Genomic DNA, 22,103 nt, shown 5'->3' with positions numbered 1-22,103 from the left:
CGATAAATCGCGGTTCCACCCTAGTTCTAATCAAAAATGATTAGCTCTTTAGTTATTATATTTTTAAAATCGCCAGTAATTTATTCGTGACTTTCACCAACACACGATCGCTTTTATTACGTACTAATAATACTTTTTAACTCAATAACTGTCAAATATAAAAAACTTTATTTAAAAATCATTCAATTGCTCAATAAATTTCTTACTCTTAAGATTTATACCAACAGTATCATCATAAATCATATCAATTACATGTTGAATTTGATTTTTAGTATTTATTTTCACATCAATCGTGTTGATATTATTCAATTCAATATTCGAAAATAATCTTAAATAATAGATAACACGTTGACCTGCATGAATACGATTAGGATCATTGATAAAATGATGACTACAGATAATTCCTCCCAGAACAATTGAAAAGTCAAAAGTCCCTTCCGTTTCACCACCAACTACACAACTTCTAAAGTTCGGTTCAACACCAAATGCCTTTAATAAGTTAATCTGTACGATATTGCTAACTATTTGAGGGTCAAGATCTTCACTAATAAGTGATAGTGCTTTTTTTATATAATCAAACCAATACTCATCAATATTAACTTGTTGTTCAAATGCATGTGAAAATAAATCAACAATAAATGAAGCATATGCGTTTTTCTTAATATCTAGCGATATACTACCGAATTCATCAACGTGATTGGCACTTGAGATATAAGAAAATCCATCGTCACTAATTGATCCAATGTATTCTCCATAATTAAATGGCATTAATGCTCCAGTTAATTTTGATTTAGCTTTACCAAATCCTCTAATATAAAAAGTTTTCAAACCAAATTGCCTTGTAATCATATATACAAGTGCGTCATTTTCTTTGTATCGGTTAACTTTTAATACCAATCCATCAAATGTTTGATCTTTAATTAATGACATTATTTTAGATCCTGTGCTGAATATCCTGCGGAATTAAGGAATGTTGGATTATCACGCCAGTTTTTCTTTACCTTTATCCATAACTTAAGATTAACTTTTTCGCCAAGTAAATCTTCTATCTTCTTACGTGCTCCAATTCCAATATGTTTTAGCATACTCCCTTTTTGGCCAATAATAATACCTTTTTGGCCCTCGCGTTCAACATATATGTTAGCTTCAACTTGAAGTTTTCCATTAACACGTTCGTTCATTCTTTCAACAACAACAGCAACTGAATGAGGTATTTCATCATGTGTTGATTGTAGAATGTTTTCACGTATTAATTCAGCAACAATAAAATACTCAGGATGATCAGTTATTTGATCTTCTGGATAGTACATTGGACCTTCTTCTAATTCTTGACCAATTCCATTTAATAATTCATCGACATTATTTCCCATAGTGGCAGAAATTGGAAATACTTCTTTGAAGTCAATTATTTGTCGATATTCTTCAATTTGAGACATTATTGTGTCCGGATGAATCAAGTCAATTTTGTTTAGTACCAAAAAGACCGGCTTATTAATTTCTTTTAATTGTTCAAGAATAAAATTATCTCCAGGACCTGCAGTTTGCCCAGCTTCAGTCATAAATAAAATTAAATCAACTTCTTTAAAAGTTGAAAGCGCAGCTTTATCCATATAATCATCAAGTTTGTTTTTGGGTTTATGAATTCCCGGGGTATCAAGAAAAACAATTTGCTTTTCTTTATCGGTAAATACTCCTGAAATCTTATTTCTAGTTGTTTGTGCTTTATCCGAAGTAATCGCTATTCTTTGTCCAAGAACACGATTCATGAATGTTGACTTACCAACGTTAGGTCTTCCTACAATTGCGACGAATCCTGAATGAAATTCTTTGTTTTCCATTAATTACATGTCCTCTTTTTCAAATGAATATGGCAAAATTTGTTCCATAGTATATCTTTCAATTTCACCTTTTATATTAGTTAAATAAACGCTAGCTTCTTTATTGATAAATTCAGACATAACCTGACGACAAGCACCACAAGGCTTGCAACCACCTTCTGTATCACCTATTACCATAATACTTTCAAATTCTCGATAACCGTCTGAAACAGCTTTAAAAATGGCTGTTCTTTCTGCACAATTTGTTAAACCGTATGATGCATTTTCAATATTACAACCACTGTATATTTTGCCATCTTTAGTTTTTACAGCAGCCCCTACATGAAATTTTGAGTATGGAACATAAGCTTGATCGAAAGCGGATTTTGCAGCATTATACATAACTTCTTCATCTTGAGTCATTGACATAATTATTTCTCCAGTCCGAATTTTGTTAGAACTTTTTCTTGTAGCCCAATCATTGTTTTTTCATCTTCAGGGTCAATATGATCATAACCACTTAGATGTAAAATTCCATGCACAATTGTATACCCCAATTCACGATCAAAAGAGTGTTCATACTCTTTGGCGTGGTCAGCAACTATTTCCTTACAGATAAATAAATCACCGATATCGTGTTCTTCAATATCTTCAAATTGCTTCATGAAAGCTTCATCTTCACCATCTTCAATAGCAAAGCTTATTACATCTGTTGGTCGATCAGTATCCCGATATTCCTTATTAATACGATGTATTTCTTCCTTATCGACAAAATGAATAGACACTTCAGTTAAATCAGAGATTTTTAACTCATCAGAAGTGAAATCAACTATATCTTCAACCCACTTAATGCGATTATTATCAATTTGATCATTAGCAAATAGATTTAATTCCATAATTACTCCTATTTATTCTTTATTTTCGTATGCATCAATTATTTCTGCTACAACCGGATGCCTAACTACATCTGCAGAAGAGAATTCAGCAAAACCAACGTGTGGCACATCTTTTAAAATTCGTTTAGCCTGAACTAATCCGCTCTTAGCGTTATTAGGTAAATCGATTTGTGAAATATCTCCATTAATAATCATTTTAGATCCAAAACCAAACCTTGTTAAAAACATTTTCATTTGTTCTTGAGTTGTGTTCTGAGCTTCATCAAGAATTATGAACGCTTCATCAAGAGTTCGTCCTCTCATATACGCTAATGGAGCTATTTCAATAACTCCACGCTCTAATAATCGGCCTGAGTGTTCCGGTCCCATTATTGCGTATAAAGCATCATAGATAGGCCTCATATAAGGATCTACTTTTTCTTTCAAATCACCAGGTAGAAAACCTAAATTCTCTCCAGCTTCAACGGCAGGGCGTGTCAATATTAATCTTTGAACACGTCCTTCTTTTAATGCTGCAACAGCCATAGCAACAGCAAGATAGGTTTTACCAGTTCCTGCTGGACCAATTCCAAAAGACACATCGTTTTTCTTAATGGATTGAATATATTGACGTTGACCAAAGTTTTTAACTCTAACGGGGTTTCCTTTAGCATCTTTGATTAATTCATCTTTATAAAGATCTTCAAAATATTCTAAGGTGCCTTTTTCAGCCATTTTGATTGCACTGACTATATCCGCACTTCCCACTGTAATTCCGGTATTACTAACTTTTATAAGCGTGTTAATTACATCAATAGTTAGATCGACATCTCGGCTTAATCCAATAATATTTATCTTCTCACCGAAAGCACTAATCTCTACATTCAAGCTTTCTTCGATTACATTTAAATTACTATCATTGATTCCAAATAAATTACTCGAAATTTCTTGATTCTTAAGAATTAGCTCTTTTTTTACAGACGATTCTGCCAATAGCTGCCTCCATTGTTTGTTTATATAAAGATTTTATCACATAATGTATCAAACAATTATACAAAAAAAGAGATTAAAGTATAATACTTTAATCTCTTAAATATATATTAACCACGACGTTTCTTCTTGTTACGTTTACGCGCAGCTTCTGATTTTAACTTACGTTTAACACTTGGTTTTTCGTAATATTCTCTTTTACGGTATTCTTGAAGAGTACCAGCTTTAGAAACAGAACGCTTGAAACGACGAAGAGCATCATCAAGTGATTCGTTTTCACGAACAACAGTTCTAGCCAATGATATCCCTCCCTTCCGTTTTAACGTTAAACCGTTTCTGGTTTACTTGGACTATTATACCAAAAAGTCAGTATCCGTCAAAAGTTTTTTTGATTTATTTCATTTATCATGATAATGGAAACGATTTATTGGTAAAATGAATTCGTGAGGTAAAATACTATGAAGAAAAAACAGAGCATTTACATTATTTCAGACTCAGCCGGAGATACAGCTTTTAGTACAACTAAGGCTGCAATTTCTCAATTTTCGGATCTAGATGTAACCTATCATCGTCAGTCGTTTATGACTGATGCTTCCAAAATAAAATCTGTTCTTGAAACTATTAGAGAAGATACAGATCCAATTTTGTTTTTCACAATTGTTTCTCCCGATAATACTAAATTGATTATTGATTTCTGTAAAGAAAATAATATTGCATATCACGATATTTTGAATCCAATGATTTCAGTAATCGAACAAACTACACAAATAACTCCTAATTATGAAGCTGGTGCAGTTCATCAACTAGATACAGGTTACTTTGATATGATTTCAGCCGTTGAATTTGCTTTGGTTAATGATGATGGCAAACGCCCTACTGGATTCTTAGAGGCTGATATCGTCTTACTCGGCGTATCAAGAACTTCAAAAACACCGTTGGCACTATTTCTTGCTAATAATAATATTAAAGTTGCTAATCTTCCGTTAGTTCCAAAAGCAGAAGTCCCGGAAGAATTATGGCAAGTTGATCCGAAAAAGATTGTTGGTTTAACTACCGACCTAAATGTTCTTCGCAAAATTCGTCGTCAACGTATGATTGCTTATGGATTAAATCCAGATACCACATATTCCGATGAGCAAGAGTTAATTGATGAATTAGAATTCTCAAAAAAACTTTATGAAAAAATTGGCTGTTTAGTAATTAATACTGCCGATCGCTCAATCGAAGAAACTGCATCAATAATCACAGAAAAATTAGACTTAGGTCATTATAAGACGATAGTATAAAAAAAGCAGCCGATGGCTGCTTTTTTAATTATTTTCAATTAATTTATTCTTTAATTCAGGATCGAACTTATTAGCTCTTAACATAGCAATTTCCTCTTTGTATGGAGCGATACCTTTTTTGTCATCATCATTTCTCTTAACATATGGCGTTTCCATAATCTTAGGCACATTTTCTAATTGTGGATGATGGGCTATATAATTCATTGTTTCAAAGCCAATTTCACCAAAACCAATATTTTCATGACGATCTTTATGTGACCCTTGCGGATTCTTTGAATCATTTAAATGAACTGTGGCAATTTTATCAATCCCAATCAAATGATCAAATTCATTTAATACTCCATCAAAATCATCTTTAATATTATATCCAGCATCACTTGTATGACATGTATCAAATGTGATAGCCAATTTATCATTTAAAGTAACTTTATCCAAAATAGAAGCTAATTGTTCAAAGTTAATTCCTACTTCAGTCCCTTTACCAGCCATTGTTTCAATCGCAATCAAAACTTTTTGATCAGTTGTTAAAACTTCATTCAAGCCTTCAGAAATTTTATTTATCGCAGCCTCAGGACCTGCACCCACGTGTGCACCTGGATGAAAACTTAGAGCTTGAATTCCAAGAGCATCACAACGCTTGATTTCATCTTGTAAAAACTTCACACCAAACTCAAAACTTTCGGGTTTAGTGGTATTACCAAGATTAACAATATAAGGAGCATGGCCAATAATATCATTAATTCCGTATTCATTAATGAGTTCTATACCGGCCGGAATATTCATATCAGATACATCTTTACGACGAGTATTTTGTGGTGCGCCAGTAAAAATCATCATCGCATTAGCTTCATAGCTATGCGCTTCCTTAGCAGAACCTACTAACATATCAGGTGATTTCATTCCAACATGAGACCCTATCTTAAACATGACATTCTCCTTAATAAATTTTGTCTTGATAGAAATTACCGAGAATTTTAATTGAATCGGTAATACTTACAAATGCAACTGGATCAGAAGCATTCATTGCTTGTTTCAAATTATCCATTTCATAACGAGCAATTACCGTAAAAAGAATTGTTTTTTCTTCATGGCGGTAAGCTCCTTCTGCACCGTGAACCACAGTAATCCCACGACGCATATTATCCTGTATCTCAGAAATTACTTTCTTAGGTTTTGAAGTTACAATCATAACTTGTAACTTTTGGTTTCCCGTATACATCATATCAATAATCCGACCATTGACGAAAATACCAACTGCAGAATAAAGCGCATTAGGCCATCCATATAATAAACCAGCGGCTATAATTATTAGAGCATTAAACATGATGTTTGTGGTTCCAACACTACGCCCAGTTTTTTGTCTTAAAAGTATTCCTATGATATCTAATCCACCAGTAGAAATACCATTCTTTAAGGCAAATCCTGTTCCAAATCCGTTAACTAATGCACCAAAAATTGCGCATATTAATGGGTCGGTTGTTATCACAATTGGTGAAATAAATTGCAACATTATGGAAGACATAATAACTGCAACAGCAGTGAAAAAAGTAAATTTCTTACCTATTTTCTTATATGAAACATAAAACAATGGCGCATTAAGTACAAAGACCATTAATGATGTTGTTAATTTAAATGGTAAATATTTTTCTGAAAAAGTAGTAACTACTTGAGCAAATCCAGTGATACCTGAACCATATGTATGTCCGGCTGACCAAAATAAGTTAACAGCAACCGAAACACATAAAGCATAAATAAACGCTACTGAAAGTTTAGTAGCAGTCTGATGACGTTGAAAAATCCGATCTATTTCTTCCATCGATAATTAATCCCTCTAATGATAAGTATTACTGAAATATATTAACATAAATATAGCTATACGAATCTTATAATCAAGAGATTTTAATTAAATTTACTTTTATATTCACCTAATCCATTTTCGTCTAACTCTTCATAAGGAATAAATTTTAAAGAAGCGGAATTAATACAATATCTTAAACCACCGAGGTCTTCGGGTCCATCTGTAAATACATGCCCTAAGTGTGAATCAGAATCCTTACCACGTACTTCGACTCGTTCCATTCCAAAAGAAGTGTCTCTTTTTTCTTTTAACTTTGAAATTGGTTTACTAAACGATGGCCAGCCACAACCAGCATCATACTTGTCATCTGAAATAAAAAGTGGCGTGCCATCAACAATATCAACATAAATTCCTTTTTTATAAAAATTATCATATTCTCCTGAAAATGGTTTTTCCGTAGCACCATTTTGAGTTACTTCATATTGTTCAGGCGTCAATTTACTTCTTAATTCATTTTTATCCATAAAAAAACACTTCCCTTCTAGTTATAAGTATAACCATTGAAGTGAAAGCGTCATTTATTATGCCTATTTATTTTCTTTTTCTAATCCCAATTCATCTAGTTGTTCATTTGAAACAACTGTTGGAGCTTGTGTCATTGGTTCTGTAGCATTGGAATTCTTAGGGAAAGCGATAACATCGCGAATGTTATCTCTATTTGTAAGCAACATTGCAAATCTATCTAAGCCAAGTGCTAAACCACCCAATGGAGGTGTACCATATTCAAGTGAATCTAATAAGAATCCAAATTGTTCTTGAGCATCTTCAGCTGTGAAGTCTAATGCTTTTAACATTTTTTCTTGAATTCCACGATCATGAATACGTATTGATCCACCACCTAGTTCATATCCATTCAATACAATATCATAGCTTTGAGCATAAGCTTTGTGTGAATCCTCATCTAGGTAATGAATATCTTCTATATTTGGCATTGTGAATGGATGATGTGCAGCAATCCAGCGTTCTATTCCTTCATCATATTCAAACAATGGCCAGTTAACTACCCAAGTAAATGCATATTCGTTCTCATTATACAATTGCAAATCTTTTGCAAAATAAGTACGTAGATAACCCAACGAGTCGGCAACAATCTTCTTACTTGATGCAACAAATAATACTAAATCATTATCATTAAGAACAAGTTGTTCTTTCAGATCATCAGCTTGATCGGTAACAAATTTGGCTACAGGACCCGTTAGTTCTCCATCTGCAACTTTTAGCCAAGCTAAACCTTTAGCACCAAATCGTTTGATGTAATCTTGTTGTTTTTCGATATCCTTACGCGAATACTTGTCAGCAGCATTCTTAACAACGATAGCTTTTACTTCTCCACCATCAGCAATTGCGCCACTAAAAACTTTGAATTCTGATGTAGCAAATAAATCAGATAAATCTTGTAATTCCATTTCAAAACGGACATCAGGCTTATCTGAACCGTAACGTGCCATTGATTCATCCCAAGTTAATTTAGGAAATGGTAATTTTACATCAATACCTTTAACATCCTTCATAACTTTAGCAATTAATCCTTCGGTTATCTCTTGGATTTCATCAGCTGTCATGAAACTTGTTTCTATATCAATTTGTGTAAATTCTGGTTGACGATCACCACGTAAATCTTCATCACGGAAACAATGTGCTAGTTGGAAGTATCTATCAAATCCACTAGTCATTAACATTTGTTTGAATAGTTGTGGTGATTGAGGAAGCGCATAAAATGACCCTGGATAAACACGCGATGGAACAAGATAGTCACGAGCGCCTTCTGGTGTTGACTTAGTTAAATTGGGAGTTTCAATATCAACAAACCCATTATCGTATAAATAATTATTCGTAGCACGTTTAATTTCAGAACGCACTTTAATTCCTTTTGCCATCTCTGGACGACGTAAATCAAGATAACGGTATTTTAACTTTGTTTCCTCAGAAGCATCAACATCATCTTTAATTTCAAATGGAGGAGTCTTAGATTGATTTAAGATCTTCACTTCAGTTGCTTCTACTTCAATTTTTCCTGTTTTCATTTCTTCGTTAATAGCATTGTCAGAACGGTTAACAACCTTTCCTTTAACCTGAATAACGAATTCTGAACGCAGTGTATTAGCTATTTCCAGTGCATCTTCACCAAACTCAGCACTAAAGACAATTTGTACAATTCCTTCACGATCGCGAAGATCAATGAAAATCAAATTTCCAAGGCTACGACGTTTTTGAACCCATCCTGATAAAACAACTTCTTCATTCAAGTATTTTTCAGTTATGTTTCCACAATAATCTGTTCTCATTTTCACGTTTAATTATCTCCCATTAGTTCTTTAACTTTATTTGCAAGATGATCAAATTCAACCTCAACTTGTTCACCAGTTTCCATGTTTTTTAAGGGTGCTTTTTTATTAGTTAATTCTTCTTCACCTAAAGTGATAACAAATTTTGAATGCAAATTATTTGCCATCTTAAATTGTCCTTTTACTTTGCGATCAAGAAAATCGCGATCAGCTTTTAGGCCTTCTTTTCTAAATTGATCTAATAATACTAAAGCTTGAGTAGCCGAGTTTTCATCTAATGTAGTTATAAAAACATCTAATGACTCACTGTTCATTTTGGCTTTAGTATCATCATCGATTAATAACATCAACCGCTCAATACCCATTCCAAAACCAAAACCTGGTGTTTCTGGGCCTCCTAGTTCTTCAACTAAGCCATTATATCTTCCACCAGCTATAACTGTCGTTTCTTTATTATCAAAGGCTTTATCAGTTACCATAACTTCAAATATAGTATGGTTATAGTAATCTAAACCTCGAACCATATTAGAATCAACTATGTAATCAATATTTAATACTTCTAATAAGGATTTTACGCGATCAAAATGCAATTGAGATTCTTCAGTTAAAAAATCTAAAATTGATGGAGCATTAGCTACAATTTCTTGATCTTTTTTGTCTTTACTATCAAGGATTCGTAATGGATTTTGTTCTAAACGACGCTTCGAGTCATCACTTAACTCTTCTTTAAATGGTGTTAAGTAATTTATCAATGCATTATGGTATTTTTCACGTGACTCACTGTCACCAAGTGTATTAATTGCTAATTTATATTCATTAATATTAAACTTGCTTAAAAAATTAATAGCCATAGCAATTGTGTCAGCATCAATATCTGGACTAGTTGAGCCAAATGCTTCAACTCCAATTTGATGAAATTGTCTTTGACGACCTGATTGCGGACGTTCATATCTAAACATTGGCCCTTTGTACCAAACCTTCACTGGTTTGACATGTTCGGGTGCAAATAATTTATTCTCTACATAGGCACGAACCACACCAGCAGTCCCTTCAGGACGCAATGCCATTCTACGATTACCCTTATCTTCAAAATCATACATTTCTTTAGAAACAATATCTGAAGTTTCACCCGAACTTCTTTGAAAAACTTCATACTGTTCAAAAATTGGAGTTCTGATTTCTTCAAATCTATAAGTTGAGAACACTTCTTCAGCAGTATTTTCAACATACTGCCATAACTTTGACTCACCAGGTAATATATCCATTGTTCCTTTAGGTTTTTGGAAATTCATAATAGTGCCTCCACACAAATTGTAATTTATTAATTAAAAAGAAAAAACACCCCTATTCTAATTACTATATAGAATAAGGGTGCAGTTATTTACTGACACGGTACCACCTTAACAATTGCTACAGTTAACGCCTGCCATACGAATAGTCTCCAGAGTGTCTTTTCGATTCATGATAACTTTCAGCAAATGTTATCTCTCTTTTAATAGTTGAACCTATCTTTAATCCTTCAATGACCTATGTCTATTAATTTACTTATTATGCATATTATTGTCAAGATAATGATTAGTGTATCAGTGCCTTTTTTAATTAATTTAACAATATCTATGGAAGTATTATCATATTTATTATAACCTTATATAAGAAAGTTTTTGAGGAGTTTGGGGCTATGAAAAAAATTATCCATTTATTCAAACAATATTTGAATAAATATTGGACATTCATTCTAATTGCTATTTTGCTGATTATTTCCACTACATCAACAGTTGCTTTAGCAAATCTATCAACTGTTACTGTCAAAGCAAACGCTGTAAATGTTCGTGTTGGGCCTGGTCTTTCATATGATTTGATTACCCAAGTAAAAAAAGATGAAAAATTAACAATAATTGATAAAAAAAATTCATGGTGGCAAGTTCGACTAGCTGGCGATAAAGTTGGTTGGGTTGCTAGTTGGTTAGTTGATAATACAGAAGTTAGCCCTTCTTCTAATCATATCGGAATTATTTCTCAAAACGGAGCCAATGTATATAAAACTGATGATACTACTAGTGAATTATTAGGAACTCTTCAAGCAAATCAAAAAGTAAATGTCGTATACCAAGAAAACAATTGGAACCAAATACTCTTTGGAAAAACTGTTGGTTGGGTTCAAAATGATGATATTCAAACGACTGGAAAAATAGCCGATACAGTTAATAAACCCGATTCTAAAAATACCGAAAATAATAAAACTTCAAATAGGAAACTAAAAGAAGACAATATTAAAACAGTCACAACTATACAAGCTGGTGTGACTCTACGTGAAAACGCAACAACATCTAGTGCAGAAATCACTAAACTACCAGCCAATAAAACAATGACTTTCCTTGAAAAAGAAAATGATTGGTACAAAGTTAAGACAAAATCTGGAACTGTTGGCTGGGTTGCTAGTTGGTTAGTATCCATCTCTGATACTGATAAACCTGTAAAAATTAATGCTAATAATTTATCAGAAGCTACTATTGTTTTAGATGCCGGACATGGTGGAAAAGATGTCGGTGCTGAATCTTCTACTAATAAACATGAAGCTGGCTATACATTAAAGACCGTTAAAGCTATTCGCGACAAATTAAAACAATCTGGTGCGAATGTTATTTTAACCAGAGACTCTGATAAAACAGTTGCCCTTGGACCAAGAGCTCGCCTGTCTAATAAGAAAAAAGCTGATGCTTTTATCAGTATTCATTTTGATTCAAGCGCTAGCACAAACTCTGCTTCTGGTTTTACAACCTATTATTACGATAATGCTCGTGATTCAAAACTAGCTTCGAGTATTAATAGTCAACTAAAAGGATTGAAGTTGGACAATCGTGGTACTGCATTCGGAGATTATTATGTTCTTCGTGAAAACGATCGCCCTTCCGTTCTTCTAGAAATGGGATACATAAACTCTGATAAAGACTTTGCACAAATTAAAACTAAAGCATATCGTGAGAAAATTGCTGACGATGTATATCGCGGATTACAAGAATATTTCAAATAAAAAGACACCCAATATTGGGTGTCTTTTTTCACAATTATTACAGATTGTTTTTTAGTAATCTTGCTTTTAATCAATCTATTATTTCTAATATATTTAATAAATTGTCAACGCAATAATCAGCATACTGCTTGTCATCAAAACTATCAACATTAAAGTAAATAGTTTTTACTCCAGCATTAACACCAGCTAATAAATCTAGACTTCTGTCTCCTATCATATAAGTATCATTGATATTCAAGTCATACTTATTAATTAAATAGTTAATTGCTTCTGGATCAGGTTTTCTTTTTAAATCCATTTCCGAAGTCACATAGTCAGTGAAATATTTATCCAAATTATCTTGTTTTAAAAAATCAATTGCTGACTTATCTCTATGTGTGAGTAAAAAATTCTTATACCCATTTTCTGATACTTTTTTTAGTACTTCATCAGCACCTTCAAAATAGTTTGGTTTTATCTGTTCCTTTAATTCTAATTTATGATATAGCTGATTAAACTCATCTGCATTAAAGTTATACTTCTCAGCATTTAATTCAATCAGAGACTTTAATGAATTAAATTTTGAATGTCTGTAAGATTTAGTTATTTCATCCTTCGACAAATTAACACCATAAATATTCATTGCTTCTTTATATGCTTTGAACATAACAGGATAAGTATCATATAAATTACCATCAAAATCCCAAATCAAATTATAAGTCTTCATTATTTATTTCCATTACTATTGTTACGGGACCATCATTAGTTATATCAACTTGCATATCGGCTCCAAATTTACCCGTTTTAACTTCTATACCTTCACTTCTAAGTTGAGAATTAAAAGCTTCATATAAATCTATGGCTAAGTCAGGTTTAGCAGCATCCGCAAATCCAGGACGATTACCATGGCTTGTATCTGCATATAATGTGAATTGTGAAATAGACAGAATTTCTCCTGCAACATCATTAACTGATAAATTCATTTTTCCTTCATCATCAGAAAATATTCGTAATTTGACAACTTTTTGTGCCATTTTTTTGACTACAGCTAAATTGTCAGTTTCTTTGATCCCAACAAGAATACAAAATCCTTGATCAATCTCGCCAACGACTTTTTCATCAACAGAAACCGAAGCTTTTTTCACTCTTTGAATTACTAATTTCATATCTTTACAGCTTTCTTTTTACTTCATATACATCTTGAACAGATCTAATTCGATCAAGAATATTGTTTAAATGCTCAAGTGATTGCACGCCAACGCTAACACTAATATGAGCCGCTTTATTACTATCAATTTTTCCACTAATATTATTTAACGTATTAGTTAATGAATTAATTACTTGTAATACATCATTGAGTAATCCATTTCGATTATATCCGTATACTTCAATCTCTGAAATATATCGTTTATCTTTTGATACGTCATTCCAGCTAACGTCTATTAATCGAGCTTGAGCTTCATCATTTAAAACATTAGGACAATCGTTACGGTGAATCGTTACCCCACGTCCTTTTGTAATGTACCCAACTATCTCATCTCCTGGGATAGGATTACAACATTTTGCGAGGCGAATCAATAGATTATCTGATCCTTCAACAACAACCGCCTCATCATCTTTAGTAATCTTAGGACTAATTGTTTCAGACTTAGATGTTTCAACTTCACCATTAAGAATTTTTTCTTCTAATTCTGTTTGAGCTTTCTCTTTTTTTAATTGAATATCTTCAGCCGTTAATTTATTAACAACATTTTCAGCAGAATACTCACCATAACCAACTGCACTAAATAATTCTTCAGCGCTCTTTAAGTCATATTTCTTCAAAGCTTCTGCCATCTTATCTTTTTCAAAATAATCCTTTGGCTGATAGCCTCTGTCAATTAGTAGCTTTTCAATTAATTCACGACCAATTTGCTCATTTTTGCTCTTATCTTCATTCTTAATGAAGCGTTTAATTTTATTACGTGCTTTAGTTGTATAAACTAACTTAGACCAATCACGACTTGGTTTGGCATTACTAGACGTCATCATTTCAACAATATCGCCATTTTTAAGTTGATAGTTAAGAGGCACAATCTTTCCATTAACTTTAGCACCAACAGAATGATTCCCAACTTCAGAATGGACTTGATAGGCAAAGTCCAAGGTTACTGAACCTGCAGGTAACTCTAAAACCTCACCATCAGGGGTAAAGACATATACACGGTCAGTGAATATATCTCCTTTAACATTATTCATAAACTCTGTAGCATCTTTAGATTCATTTTGAAGTTCTAAAATTTCTCTAAAAACATCAATTTTATGATCATTGTTATCTAAATTAACTTCTGAGAATTTACCTTCTTTATAAGCCCAGTGAGCTGCAATACCAAATTCAGCAACTTCATGCATCTTTTCAGTACGAATTTGAACTTCTAAAGGTTTTCCATTCGGACCAATAACCGTAGTATGTAATGATTGGTATCCATTGGCTTTAGGCATTGCAATATAGTCTTTAAATCTACCTGGCATAGGCTTCCATTTAGTATGAATTTCACCCAAAACTGCATAGCAATCTTTAACTGAATCAACAATGATTCTAATAGCTGATAGATCGTATAATTCAGAAAATTGCTTATGTTTATCGTGCATTTTTTTATAGATTGAATAAATATGTTTAGGCCGTCCATAAATTTCATAACTAATATCTAAATCAGACAATGATTTTTTAATTGAAGTAATAGCTGAATCAATATCAGAAATACGTTGTTCTCTCTTAGATTTCATTAGATGAACAATTCGATAATATTGTTGTGGATTCAAATAATGTAAAGAAAGATCTTCAAGTTCCCACTTAATTTTACTAATACCCAGACGATCAGCTAATGGAGCATAAATTTCTAATGTTTCATTTGCAATGCGTCTTTGCTTATCGGGACGTAACGCCTTAAGTGTTCTCATGTTATGTAATCTGTCAGCTAATTTAACCATAATAACTCGTAAATCTTCAGACATTGCTAGTAGCATTTTCCGATGGTTTTCAGCAAGTAGTTCTTGATGTGACTGATATTTATATTTAGATAGTTTTGTTACTCCATCAACAATTTTTGCGACAGTTGGATCAAATAATTCTTCAATATCACCAAGCGTTAGCTTTGTATCCTCAACTACATCATGTAAATAGCCAGCAGCAACCGTTTCAGGATCCATCTTCAATTCCGCTAAGATCCCAGCTACTTGAACAGGATGTGTTATATATGGCTCACCGGAGTTTCTAGTTTGGTCTTTATGAACATATTTTGCTGTTTCGTATGCACGATTAACAAACTCAACATGCGATGAGTTCATATAATTTTGGCACATTTCTAAAACTTCATCTGGAGTATATATCTTTTCTTGAGCCATACTAACCTCCTTAATTGTTATTTGATGTAAGAATGTAAGATAACCATGATATCAATAAATACATTATTCCAAATAAGAATCCATAGTTTCCATATCTAATAATAACTTCAATAATAAAAACTACGGGAAAAATGAAAGTAATATAAAAATTCAATTTTCGCAATTTAATATATCGACCTATTAAAGCTGCAAAAATAGGATTAATGATTGTGAAAATCCAACTTACACGAACGGCCTTATCCAATAATCTAAGAGAACTTAAAGTAGGAATAATTATAATAATCCAAGCAATTGATAAAATTAACAATTTAAATGCTGGTTTTTTCATTATATTCATAACTTTGTTTTTCATAATTAATTACCTCAATGCTAAATCAAATTTGTATGAAAGAACTCCAAGAAAATACAGTGGAGCTGTTTCTGCTCTTAAAATTCTTGGACCTAGTCCAACTTTTAAATAATTGTGTTTAACTAATAAATCAATCTCTGTTGGATCAAATCCACCTTCGGGACCAAACAGGCACATGATACTTTGGTTATTATCCAATTTATCAAAAACTTGTGAAAGTTGACTAGCTTGTCCTTTTTTTGCTACTTCCTCATATGCAACTAACTTATAATCTATATCTTCATACGATTTAATTAATTCTTTTAATGATTTAACGTATAAAACTTCAGGTATTAGTTTACGATGCGACTGCTGCGCTGCATTTTTTACGATTTCTTGTAATCTTGACAATTTTTTATTAATTGATTTCTCATCCCATTTCATAACTGAAAATCTAGAATCGAAAAATATAATTTTTTTAACGCCCATTTCTGTTGATTTCTGAGCAATCCATTCAAGTTTATCTTTTTTTGATAAAGCACAGGCTATAATCGGAATAATAGGAAATTCAGTATCAATATCATCGGTTAGTTCTTTCAAATCAAATTCCAATGACTCTTCATAATTTCTCAAGACAGCTTTCACCCTATGCTGATGAGTGTCTACTAGTAAACACTCATCCCCTATTTTCATACGCAGAACTTTTATCAAATGCTTATATAAGTCATTATCTAGGATTTCTATCTTGTCAGAACTCTGGGGAATAATTTCATTAATAAAATATTGTTGCATTAGTTTTCAATGTCCTCTTTACGTTTTGTAATGATAGTTGACCAGCCATCTTTTTTTATGACACTAACAACTACATAGTTAATATTCTTAAGTTCTTCAGTAATTCTCTCTTCTTTTTCATTTATTATACCTGATAAAATTATTGTTCCATTAACATTTAAGTTTTTATCCATTTTTGGTATAAAATCAAACAGAATTTCAGCTAAAATATTAGCAACAATTATATCAACTTTTTTATTAATACCGTCTAATAATGAATTCTTTTTGACAGGTATATCATTACAATCTTTATTTAATGAAAAATTATATTTAGTTGCATCAACAGCCACTTGATCAATATCAAATGCCTCGATATTATTGATTCCCATTTTTCTAGCCGCGACTGATAAAATTCCAGAACCCGTTCCAACATCAAACATGCTCTGTTGTCTATCTATAATGATTTCTAATGCTTGTAAGCACGTAAAAGTAGTGGCATGAGTTCCAGTTCCAAAAGATTCTCCTGGATTCATAATGACTAAATTTTCATCCTCACGAAGTTCAATATTACTTTCCCATTCAGGCGCTACCGTTAAGTATCTACTAATTTTAGTTGGATGGTAATATTTTTGCCATTCATTTTTCCAATTATCATCATCAATTACGCTTTTAGTTACAAGCACGTCACTATCAGATATTTCAAATCCAAATTCTCGATAATCAAGTACATCTTGTTTTATTTTCAATATCAACTCATCAGAAATATTCACATGATCAAAATAAGTAGTTAATATAACTTCATTTGTATTCTCATCATTAATTTCAATACCGCCAGCATTGTTATTCATTAATACCGTACTAACTATTTCTTCTAGTTCTTTTTTAGTAATTCTTACTTCAATTTTCGTCCACTTCATAAATATACCTCTTGGTAATAGATTACTAGAATTAGAGTAATAAAAAAAGACGAAAGCTTCGTCTTCTTTAAGATTAATTTATATTAAATTGATGCTTCTTTAATTGAATTGCACAATTCATTCTTTGCATTTTCAATTTTCATCATAATTTCATTTTGTTTGGCTTGATCTAAAACTTCAGTTTGTAAATCAATACAAGTTAAAATTTCATTCAATCCATTGATATAGTTACTAATTCCTGTTGCTATTTTTTGGAGAGAATAACTATCTATTCTTTCATTTAATTTTTTCATAATTAATAACGCTTCACTAGCAAATACTTGAACATTCTTACGATAATTACGACTCAAGCTTTGAAAGTTTTCGAACATTAGAGCTTTGCCTTCATCAATTAATTTTAAAGTATTAAGATATTCTTTGAATACATCATCATACATGGCGAATCTTTCCACTAAAAAAATCATATCTTTAGTTGCCACTCTTCTCAATTCTCTAATCATATGCGTCATCTCCAATACTTTTGAATAAATATAGTTTATCATATTTTTTTCTAATGAACAACATAAGATATTAACAATGTAAAGGATTCCAGATCTTGTATGGTTTTTCATGTATTTGAATTTTTGATATTATTACTCTATATAAAGCAAAGTGGTGTAGATAATGAAAAAAAACAAAAATACTCCTTCAAAAACCTTAGTCGAAAAAATTCTTGATAAACAAAATATTGGTTATGAATCAATTTCATTTTCAGTTACTAAACACGGTGATACTAAAAGTCTAGATACAAGTGATCAAGATATCAAAGAACATAATATCTATAAAACTTTGGTAACAACCGGTAATAAAACAGGCCCTGTTGTGGCTGTACTCCCTCTTGATATGCATTTAAGTTATAAAAAATTAGCTAAATTATCTGGTAATAAAAAAATAGGAATGGTTCCCCTAAAAGATCTTGTTAAAACGAGTGGTTTTGAACATGGAGCTAATAGTCCTATTGGCATTAGATCATTACACAACTTCCCTATTTATATTGATAATGTTGCATTACAAGAAGAAATCATAACTGTTTCAGCTGGTAAGATTGGTCGTTCGATTCGCATAGATCCGAATTCATTAGCAAAATCAGTAAATGCTAAATTTGGCGATTTTGCAGTTACTGAACAAGAGTAAACAAAAAAGAGAGGCTCAAATGCCTCTCTTTTTAATTTACCATCCAAAGGACAGTTATAAATAAAAGTAGTTTAGATGTAAATTGAAGGCGGTTAGGAGGGAAGTCCTAACCTAAAAGTATATGAAAGCACTAAATCATCCCCATCACTTAGTGCAATAAAAATATATCATAGCGTGAAACATTGTGCAAGGGGTTAACTGTTCAACCCTAACATTTTTATCATTGTAAATCTTCAGGCTTAATAACTCTTTTCACTCCAAAGGTAATAACATAAGAAGCAAATAAGATAATTGCGACTACCAAGTATGGATAATGAGTGTTCCAGTCCATTAGCATACCTGACATAATTGGACCTATAACATTACCAACACTTGTTAAAGACATATTAAGTCCATTGATTAGGCCTTGATTAGATTTTCCAAATTTGGTCAATAAAGTTGTTATAGCAGGCCTTAACAGATCAAATGCGGAGAAAATAATTAAAGTAGCAATTATAACTTCAACTTGTACATGAGCCATTGTAATCCAAACAACGGAAATTGCGGCAAACAAGAAGCAATAAGCAATTAACTTAATCTCCCCCATTTTTCTAACTAACCAATCAAACATTACTAATTGTAAGAACAAGGAAATTATACCGTTCAATGTTAAAACTAGTGCAATAGTGCCTAGTGTAAACCCAAAGACTTGATTAACATAAATACTATAAATGCTTTCAAATCCTTGAAGACCAAACGAAGCAACAAGTATCATACCAAAAAGAATAATCATTGGTACTGTTAAAATAGAACGAATTTTCACTTTTGGTTGGTCCATAGTAGCCGATTCACTTTTAACGTTAGGTAGATATATTAATGTAAAAATCGTACTAATCAATCCTAGTACGGCAGCGGCCCAAAATGGTGTTTTATAAGTGATATTAGCTAACATTCCGCCAATACCTGGTCCTAAGATTAGTCCTCCACTAAATGCCGCAGAAATCCATCCTATTACCTTAGCACGTTGAGCCGTTGTAGTTAAATCTGCCGCCATAGCCATTGATGTAGGGACGAACATAGCAGCTGATAATCCACCAATAATTCTTGAAACATCAAATAATAATAAGCTGTTAGAATAAGCAAAAATAATTTCGGAAATCATATAGAAAAATAATCCACCAACAATTAATGGTTTTCTACCAATTTTATCTGATAAACGTCCAACAAATGGTGAAGCTATAAATTGAGCAAGAGCAAATAAAGATGTCATTAATCCCATCTGTGTAGTTGTGTAATTATAAGTTGTTTTGATAAAAGGTGTTACTGGAATTACTAAACCAATTCCTAAACAAATCAAAAAGTTTCCAAAAATTAAAATGTAGATTGATTTCTTTGTGTCTCTGCTCATTTTGTTTCTCCAATTTTAAATATTAATAGTTATTCTACACGGTTATTGCTAAATCACCAATTGTTTTGTACACTCATTTTATATAAAGGGGAAATAATATGGCAGATGAAATGAATGTTCAATTTACTTTAAACGAAAGAAAAGCACTACTTCTTGCAATGACAAAAACACTCAATGAGATTGAGCTTGATACAAAAAGTTCTCAAGTATCTGGTATGAAACCCGGAGACATTGTTGATTTGTTTTTAGATGCAAATATGAAAAATATCCAAAATACACTTCGTAAAAATTATAAAGATGCATTATCTGATGAGATTTATTCTTCAGGTACCATTAATATTGCTCAACAAAATGGTATTACAAAAGAATCACTATTTGATTAATAACCTGAGCTATTTTCGTGCATTTACTATTAAAAAGTGTATACTCAGTACAAATTAATTAATAAGGAGCTCACTCAATAATGGGTTTTATATTATTCCTGCTATTTACAATATTGATTTTTAAATATTTAGGTGGCTTTGCGAGAATTGCAATTTTCTCAATTCTGACACTACTTCTAGTTATTGCGCTTGTTGTCCACTTATGGTGGCTAGTATTCTTGATCATTCCGTTTGTTTTATTTACTCGTAATAAACGACAACGTGAATACGTAAAAACAACTAGAAAAGATAATAATATTGTAGACGGTGAATATGAAGAAGTTGATGATAAATAAGTAAAAAGACAGATAGTTAAACTATCTGTCTTTTTACTTATTTATATTTTAAGTCTTTATTATCTTTTCCAATATATTTGGGATCTATCATCGTAAATATATCCCAAATAACAAAAATGATAAATGCTATCATTATATACATGTAGGTAGTTCCACTATTGAATATAGGTATAAAAGCCAAATATGATAACCATACAAGCAAATTTGATATAACAAACATTATAAACCTTTTAATAGTTGGATATATAGAAAATACGATTAATGAAAAAACACCAGATAATGCAAAATAGCTCTCTCGTTGTGCTGGCATACATAACCAACAAATCATTGGAGCAATAATTAATAAATTAAACGTTCCTGATAAAATCATATCTTTTTTTAGAATTAGTAGCATACCAAAGATACAAAGAAAAATTATTATCATCGCAATTAATATATATACTTGAAAGAATTTATAATTATTATCATCTAAACTGACAAATGCATTACCACCATGTATCAAGTTAATAAATCCATTTTCAGTTCTAACTGCAGACCTGTTAAAAAATATTTCAAATGTGGCTTCTAGGAAACTTAGACCAGCAACCATACCAGGGATTGCAGTAACTATAAAACCAAAAATTGCAAATACTGGAGCAAAAAGCTCTCTCATACAGGGCTTTCTTAGTTCAAATAGATAATAAATTGCAAAAAATGGAATAACATATATTGCCATAGCCTTGAAATAAATTCCTACACCAACAAAAAACCACATTAAGAAACGTTTCTTTTTGAAAAAACATAGTAAAGCTAATAAAGCAAAGAACATATATGAAGAATCAGTTAAGTTAGTTTTTAATATATCTGCTAAGAATGGTGGTATTAATAATGTGCTTACTCCACCCATTAGCGAATTTATATATTTCTTTCTGTCATAAAATTGATCAACTATAAAATAAATAACAATCGAAGAGCCTATTGTAAATAATACAGCAATCGATTTTATTGATGCAGATAAAGTTAAAATGCCGGGATAAATTCCGAATTTGGTAAATATATATATTATAAAATACCAAATGGATGTATAGTCTGCTAAAAATTCGGAATCATAAATAGTTTTAATTCCACTGAATCCATGATCTTTAATATAGTTCCACCAATCTGTTTGAAACCAGACTAAATCTCCCTTTGCAGGATATACATTTCTTATACTCACAATCATAAATAACCATAGTATGATAAAAAGAACATATATGTATTGATACTTATTTTTTTTAATACTTTCAATAAAACACTTTCTAAACTTACTCATTGATTTTCCTTTC

General features: G+C 31.7%; 25 protein-coding genes. 5 read left to right on the top strand and 20 right to left on the bottom strand.

The genetic code is table 11. The features are described from left to right. Positions 1 to 171: 171 nt before the first annotated feature. The 6 genes from recO to rpsU all read right to left on the bottom strand — a co-directional run bounded on the left by recO (position 172) and on the right by rpsU (position 3,981). Positions 172 to 930 carry a DNA repair protein RecO gene (gene recO, locus RD055328_RS03130; protein ID WP_244087351.1) on the bottom strand — a complete coding sequence of 253 codons (759 nt, stop codon included), beginning with the start codon at positions 928 to 930 and terminating at the stop codon, positions 172 to 174. After that, the gene (era, locus tag RD055328_RS03125) at positions 930 to 1,838 is read right to left on the bottom strand and encodes a GTPase Era (protein ID WP_244087350.1); all 909 of its coding nucleotides are present in this window, start codon (positions 1,836 to 1,838) and stop codon (positions 930 to 932) included. Before era ends, recO begins: the two co-directional genes overlap by 1 nt. 3 nt (positions 1,839 to 1,841) lie before the next feature. Continuing rightward, complete coding sequence (locus tag RD055328_RS03120) at positions 1,842 to 2,246, bottom strand: cytidine deaminase (protein WP_244087349.1); 405 nt, start codon at positions 2,244 to 2,246, stop codon at positions 1,842 to 1,844. A gap of 2 nt (positions 2,247 to 2,248) precedes the next feature. Next, positions 2,249 to 2,713 carry an rRNA maturation RNase YbeY gene (gene ybeY, locus RD055328_RS03115; RefSeq protein ID WP_244087348.1) on the bottom strand — a complete coding sequence of 155 codons (465 nt, stop codon included), beginning with the start codon at positions 2,711 to 2,713 and terminating at the stop codon, positions 2,249 to 2,251. A gap of 12 nt (positions 2,714 to 2,725) precedes the next feature. Next, positions 2,726 to 3,685 (bottom strand): PhoH family protein, encoded by a 960-nt coding sequence (locus RD055328_RS03110; protein WP_244087347.1) that lies wholly within the window; start codon positions 3,683 to 3,685, stop codon positions 2,726 to 2,728. Between the two features lie 107 nt (positions 3,686 to 3,792). Further along, positions 3,793 to 3,981 (bottom strand): 30S ribosomal protein S21, encoded by a 189-nt coding sequence (rpsU, locus tag RD055328_RS03105; protein WP_244087346.1) that lies wholly within the window; start codon positions 3,979 to 3,981, stop codon positions 3,793 to 3,795. 159 nt (positions 3,982 to 4,140) lie between these two features. Between rpsU and RD055328_RS03100 the strand changes: the two genes are divergently transcribed. Beyond that, a complete protein-coding gene (locus tag RD055328_RS03100) occupies positions 4,141 to 4,968 on the top strand; it encodes a pyruvate, water dikinase regulatory protein (RefSeq protein ID WP_244087345.1) in 828 nt (275 codons plus the stop codon). Between the two features lie 24 nt (positions 4,969 to 4,992). On the opposite strand, the gene RD055328_RS03095 is transcribed toward RD055328_RS03100, so the two are convergent. From RD055328_RS03095 to hisS, 5 genes are all read right to left on the bottom strand, one after another. Then, positions 4,993 to 5,895, bottom strand: coding sequence for a deoxyribonuclease IV (locus RD055328_RS03095; protein ID WP_244087344.1), 903 nt, complete (start codon positions 5,893 to 5,895; stop codon positions 4,993 to 4,995). Between the two features lie 10 nt (positions 5,896 to 5,905). Next, positions 5,906 to 6,784 (bottom strand): YitT family protein, encoded by an 879-nt coding sequence (locus tag RD055328_RS03090; RefSeq protein WP_244087343.1) that lies wholly within the window; start codon positions 6,782 to 6,784, stop codon positions 5,906 to 5,908. Between the two features lie 83 nt (positions 6,785 to 6,867). After that, positions 6,868 to 7,290 (bottom strand): peptide-methionine (R)-S-oxide reductase MsrB, encoded by a 423-nt coding sequence (msrB, locus tag RD055328_RS03085; RefSeq protein ID WP_244087342.1) that lies wholly within the window; start codon positions 7,288 to 7,290, stop codon positions 6,868 to 6,870. Between the two features lie 63 nt (positions 7,291 to 7,353). Further along, positions 7,354 to 9,111, bottom strand: coding sequence for an aspartate--tRNA ligase (aspS, locus tag RD055328_RS03080; protein ID WP_244088130.1), 1,758 nt, complete (start codon positions 9,109 to 9,111; stop codon positions 7,354 to 7,356). An 8-nt stretch (positions 9,112 to 9,119) separates the two neighbouring features. Then, the gene (hisS, locus tag RD055328_RS03075; protein WP_244087341.1) at positions 9,120 to 10,403 is read right to left on the bottom strand and encodes a histidine--tRNA ligase; all 1,284 of its coding nucleotides are present in this window, start codon (positions 10,401 to 10,403) and stop codon (positions 9,120 to 9,122) included. Positions 10,404 to 10,789: 386 nt separating this feature from the next. Between hisS and RD055328_RS03070 the strand changes: the two genes are divergently transcribed. Continuing rightward, complete coding sequence (locus RD055328_RS03070; protein ID WP_244087340.1) at positions 10,790 to 12,142, top strand: N-acetylmuramoyl-L-alanine amidase; 1,353 nt, start codon at positions 10,790 to 10,792, stop codon at positions 12,140 to 12,142. Between the two features lie 70 nt (positions 12,143 to 12,212). Here RD055328_RS03070 and RD055328_RS03065 read toward each other — a convergent pair whose 3' ends face one another. The 7 genes from RD055328_RS03065 to RD055328_RS03035 form a co-directional block, all read right to left on the bottom strand. Beyond that, positions 12,213 to 12,848: an HAD-IA family hydrolase gene (locus tag RD055328_RS03065; protein WP_244087339.1), complete on the bottom strand. Its 636-nt coding sequence runs from the start codon at positions 12,846 to 12,848 to the stop codon at positions 12,213 to 12,215. After that, positions 12,835 to 13,287, bottom strand: a complete 453-nt coding sequence (gene dtd, locus RD055328_RS03060; RefSeq protein WP_244087338.1) for a D-aminoacyl-tRNA deacylase — start codon at positions 13,285 to 13,287, stop codon at positions 12,835 to 12,837. Before dtd ends, RD055328_RS03065 begins: the two co-directional genes overlap by 14 nt. Before the next feature lie 4 nt (positions 13,288 to 13,291). Beyond that, entirely contained in the window at positions 13,292 to 15,505 is a 2,214-nt protein-coding gene (locus RD055328_RS03055; protein ID WP_244087337.1) for a bifunctional (p)ppGpp synthetase/guanosine-3',5'-bis(diphosphate) 3'-pyrophosphohydrolase, read from the bottom strand. A gap of 10 nt (positions 15,506 to 15,515) precedes the next feature. After that, positions 15,516 to 15,857 (bottom strand): hypothetical protein, encoded by a 342-nt coding sequence (locus RD055328_RS03050; RefSeq protein ID WP_244087336.1) that lies wholly within the window; start codon positions 15,855 to 15,857, stop codon positions 15,516 to 15,518. A 6-nt stretch (positions 15,858 to 15,863) separates the two neighbouring features. Beyond that, a complete protein-coding gene (locus RD055328_RS03045; RefSeq protein ID WP_244087335.1) occupies positions 15,864 to 16,625 on the bottom strand; it encodes a 16S rRNA (uracil(1498)-N(3))-methyltransferase in 762 nt (253 codons plus the stop codon). Next, positions 16,625 to 17,521 (bottom strand): 50S ribosomal protein L11 methyltransferase, encoded by an 897-nt coding sequence (prmA, locus tag RD055328_RS03040; protein WP_244087334.1) that lies wholly within the window; start codon positions 17,519 to 17,521, stop codon positions 16,625 to 16,627. Before prmA ends, RD055328_RS03045 begins: the two co-directional genes overlap by 1 nt. An 83-nt stretch (positions 17,522 to 17,604) precedes the next feature. Beyond that, positions 17,605 to 18,021, bottom strand: a complete 417-nt coding sequence (locus tag RD055328_RS03035; protein WP_244087333.1) for a hypothetical protein — start codon at positions 18,019 to 18,021, stop codon at positions 17,605 to 17,607. 163 nt (positions 18,022 to 18,184) lie between these two features. On the opposite strand from RD055328_RS03035, the gene RD055328_RS03030 reads away from it, so the two are divergent. Beyond that, positions 18,185 to 18,694 (top strand): aminoacyl-tRNA deacylase, encoded by a 510-nt coding sequence (locus RD055328_RS03030; protein WP_244087332.1) that lies wholly within the window; start codon positions 18,185 to 18,187, stop codon positions 18,692 to 18,694. Between the two features lie 220 nt (positions 18,695 to 18,914). On the opposite strand, the gene RD055328_RS03025 is transcribed toward RD055328_RS03030, so the two are convergent. Beyond that, positions 18,915 to 20,081: an MFS transporter gene (locus RD055328_RS03025; RefSeq protein ID WP_244087331.1), complete on the bottom strand. Its 1,167-nt coding sequence runs from the start codon at positions 20,079 to 20,081 to the stop codon at positions 18,915 to 18,917. A gap of 98 nt (positions 20,082 to 20,179) precedes the next feature. Between RD055328_RS03025 and RD055328_RS03020 the strand changes: the two genes are divergently transcribed. Beyond that, positions 20,180 to 20,464: a hypothetical protein gene (locus tag RD055328_RS03020; protein ID WP_244087330.1), complete on the top strand. Its 285-nt coding sequence runs from the start codon at positions 20,180 to 20,182 to the stop codon at positions 20,462 to 20,464. Positions 20,465 to 20,544: 80 nt separating this feature from the next. Then, the gene (locus RD055328_RS03015; protein WP_244087329.1) at positions 20,545 to 20,799 is read left to right on the top strand and encodes a hypothetical protein; all 255 of its coding nucleotides are present in this window, start codon (positions 20,545 to 20,547) and stop codon (positions 20,797 to 20,799) included. A gap of 37 nt (positions 20,800 to 20,836) precedes the next feature. Here the strand turns inward: RD055328_RS03015 and RD055328_RS03010 are convergent, their stop codons facing one another. After that, positions 20,837 to 22,090 (bottom strand): hypothetical protein, encoded by a 1,254-nt coding sequence (locus RD055328_RS03010; protein ID WP_244087328.1) that lies wholly within the window; start codon positions 22,088 to 22,090, stop codon positions 20,837 to 20,839. Positions 22,091 to 22,103 lie beyond the last annotated feature (13 nt).

The organism is Companilactobacillus sp. RD055328 (assembly GCF_022835675.1).
Classification (GTDB): Bacteria; Bacillota; Bacilli; order Lactobacillales; family Lactobacillaceae; genus BQUT01.
This window is presented reverse-complemented; position numbering and strand designations above follow the sequence as displayed.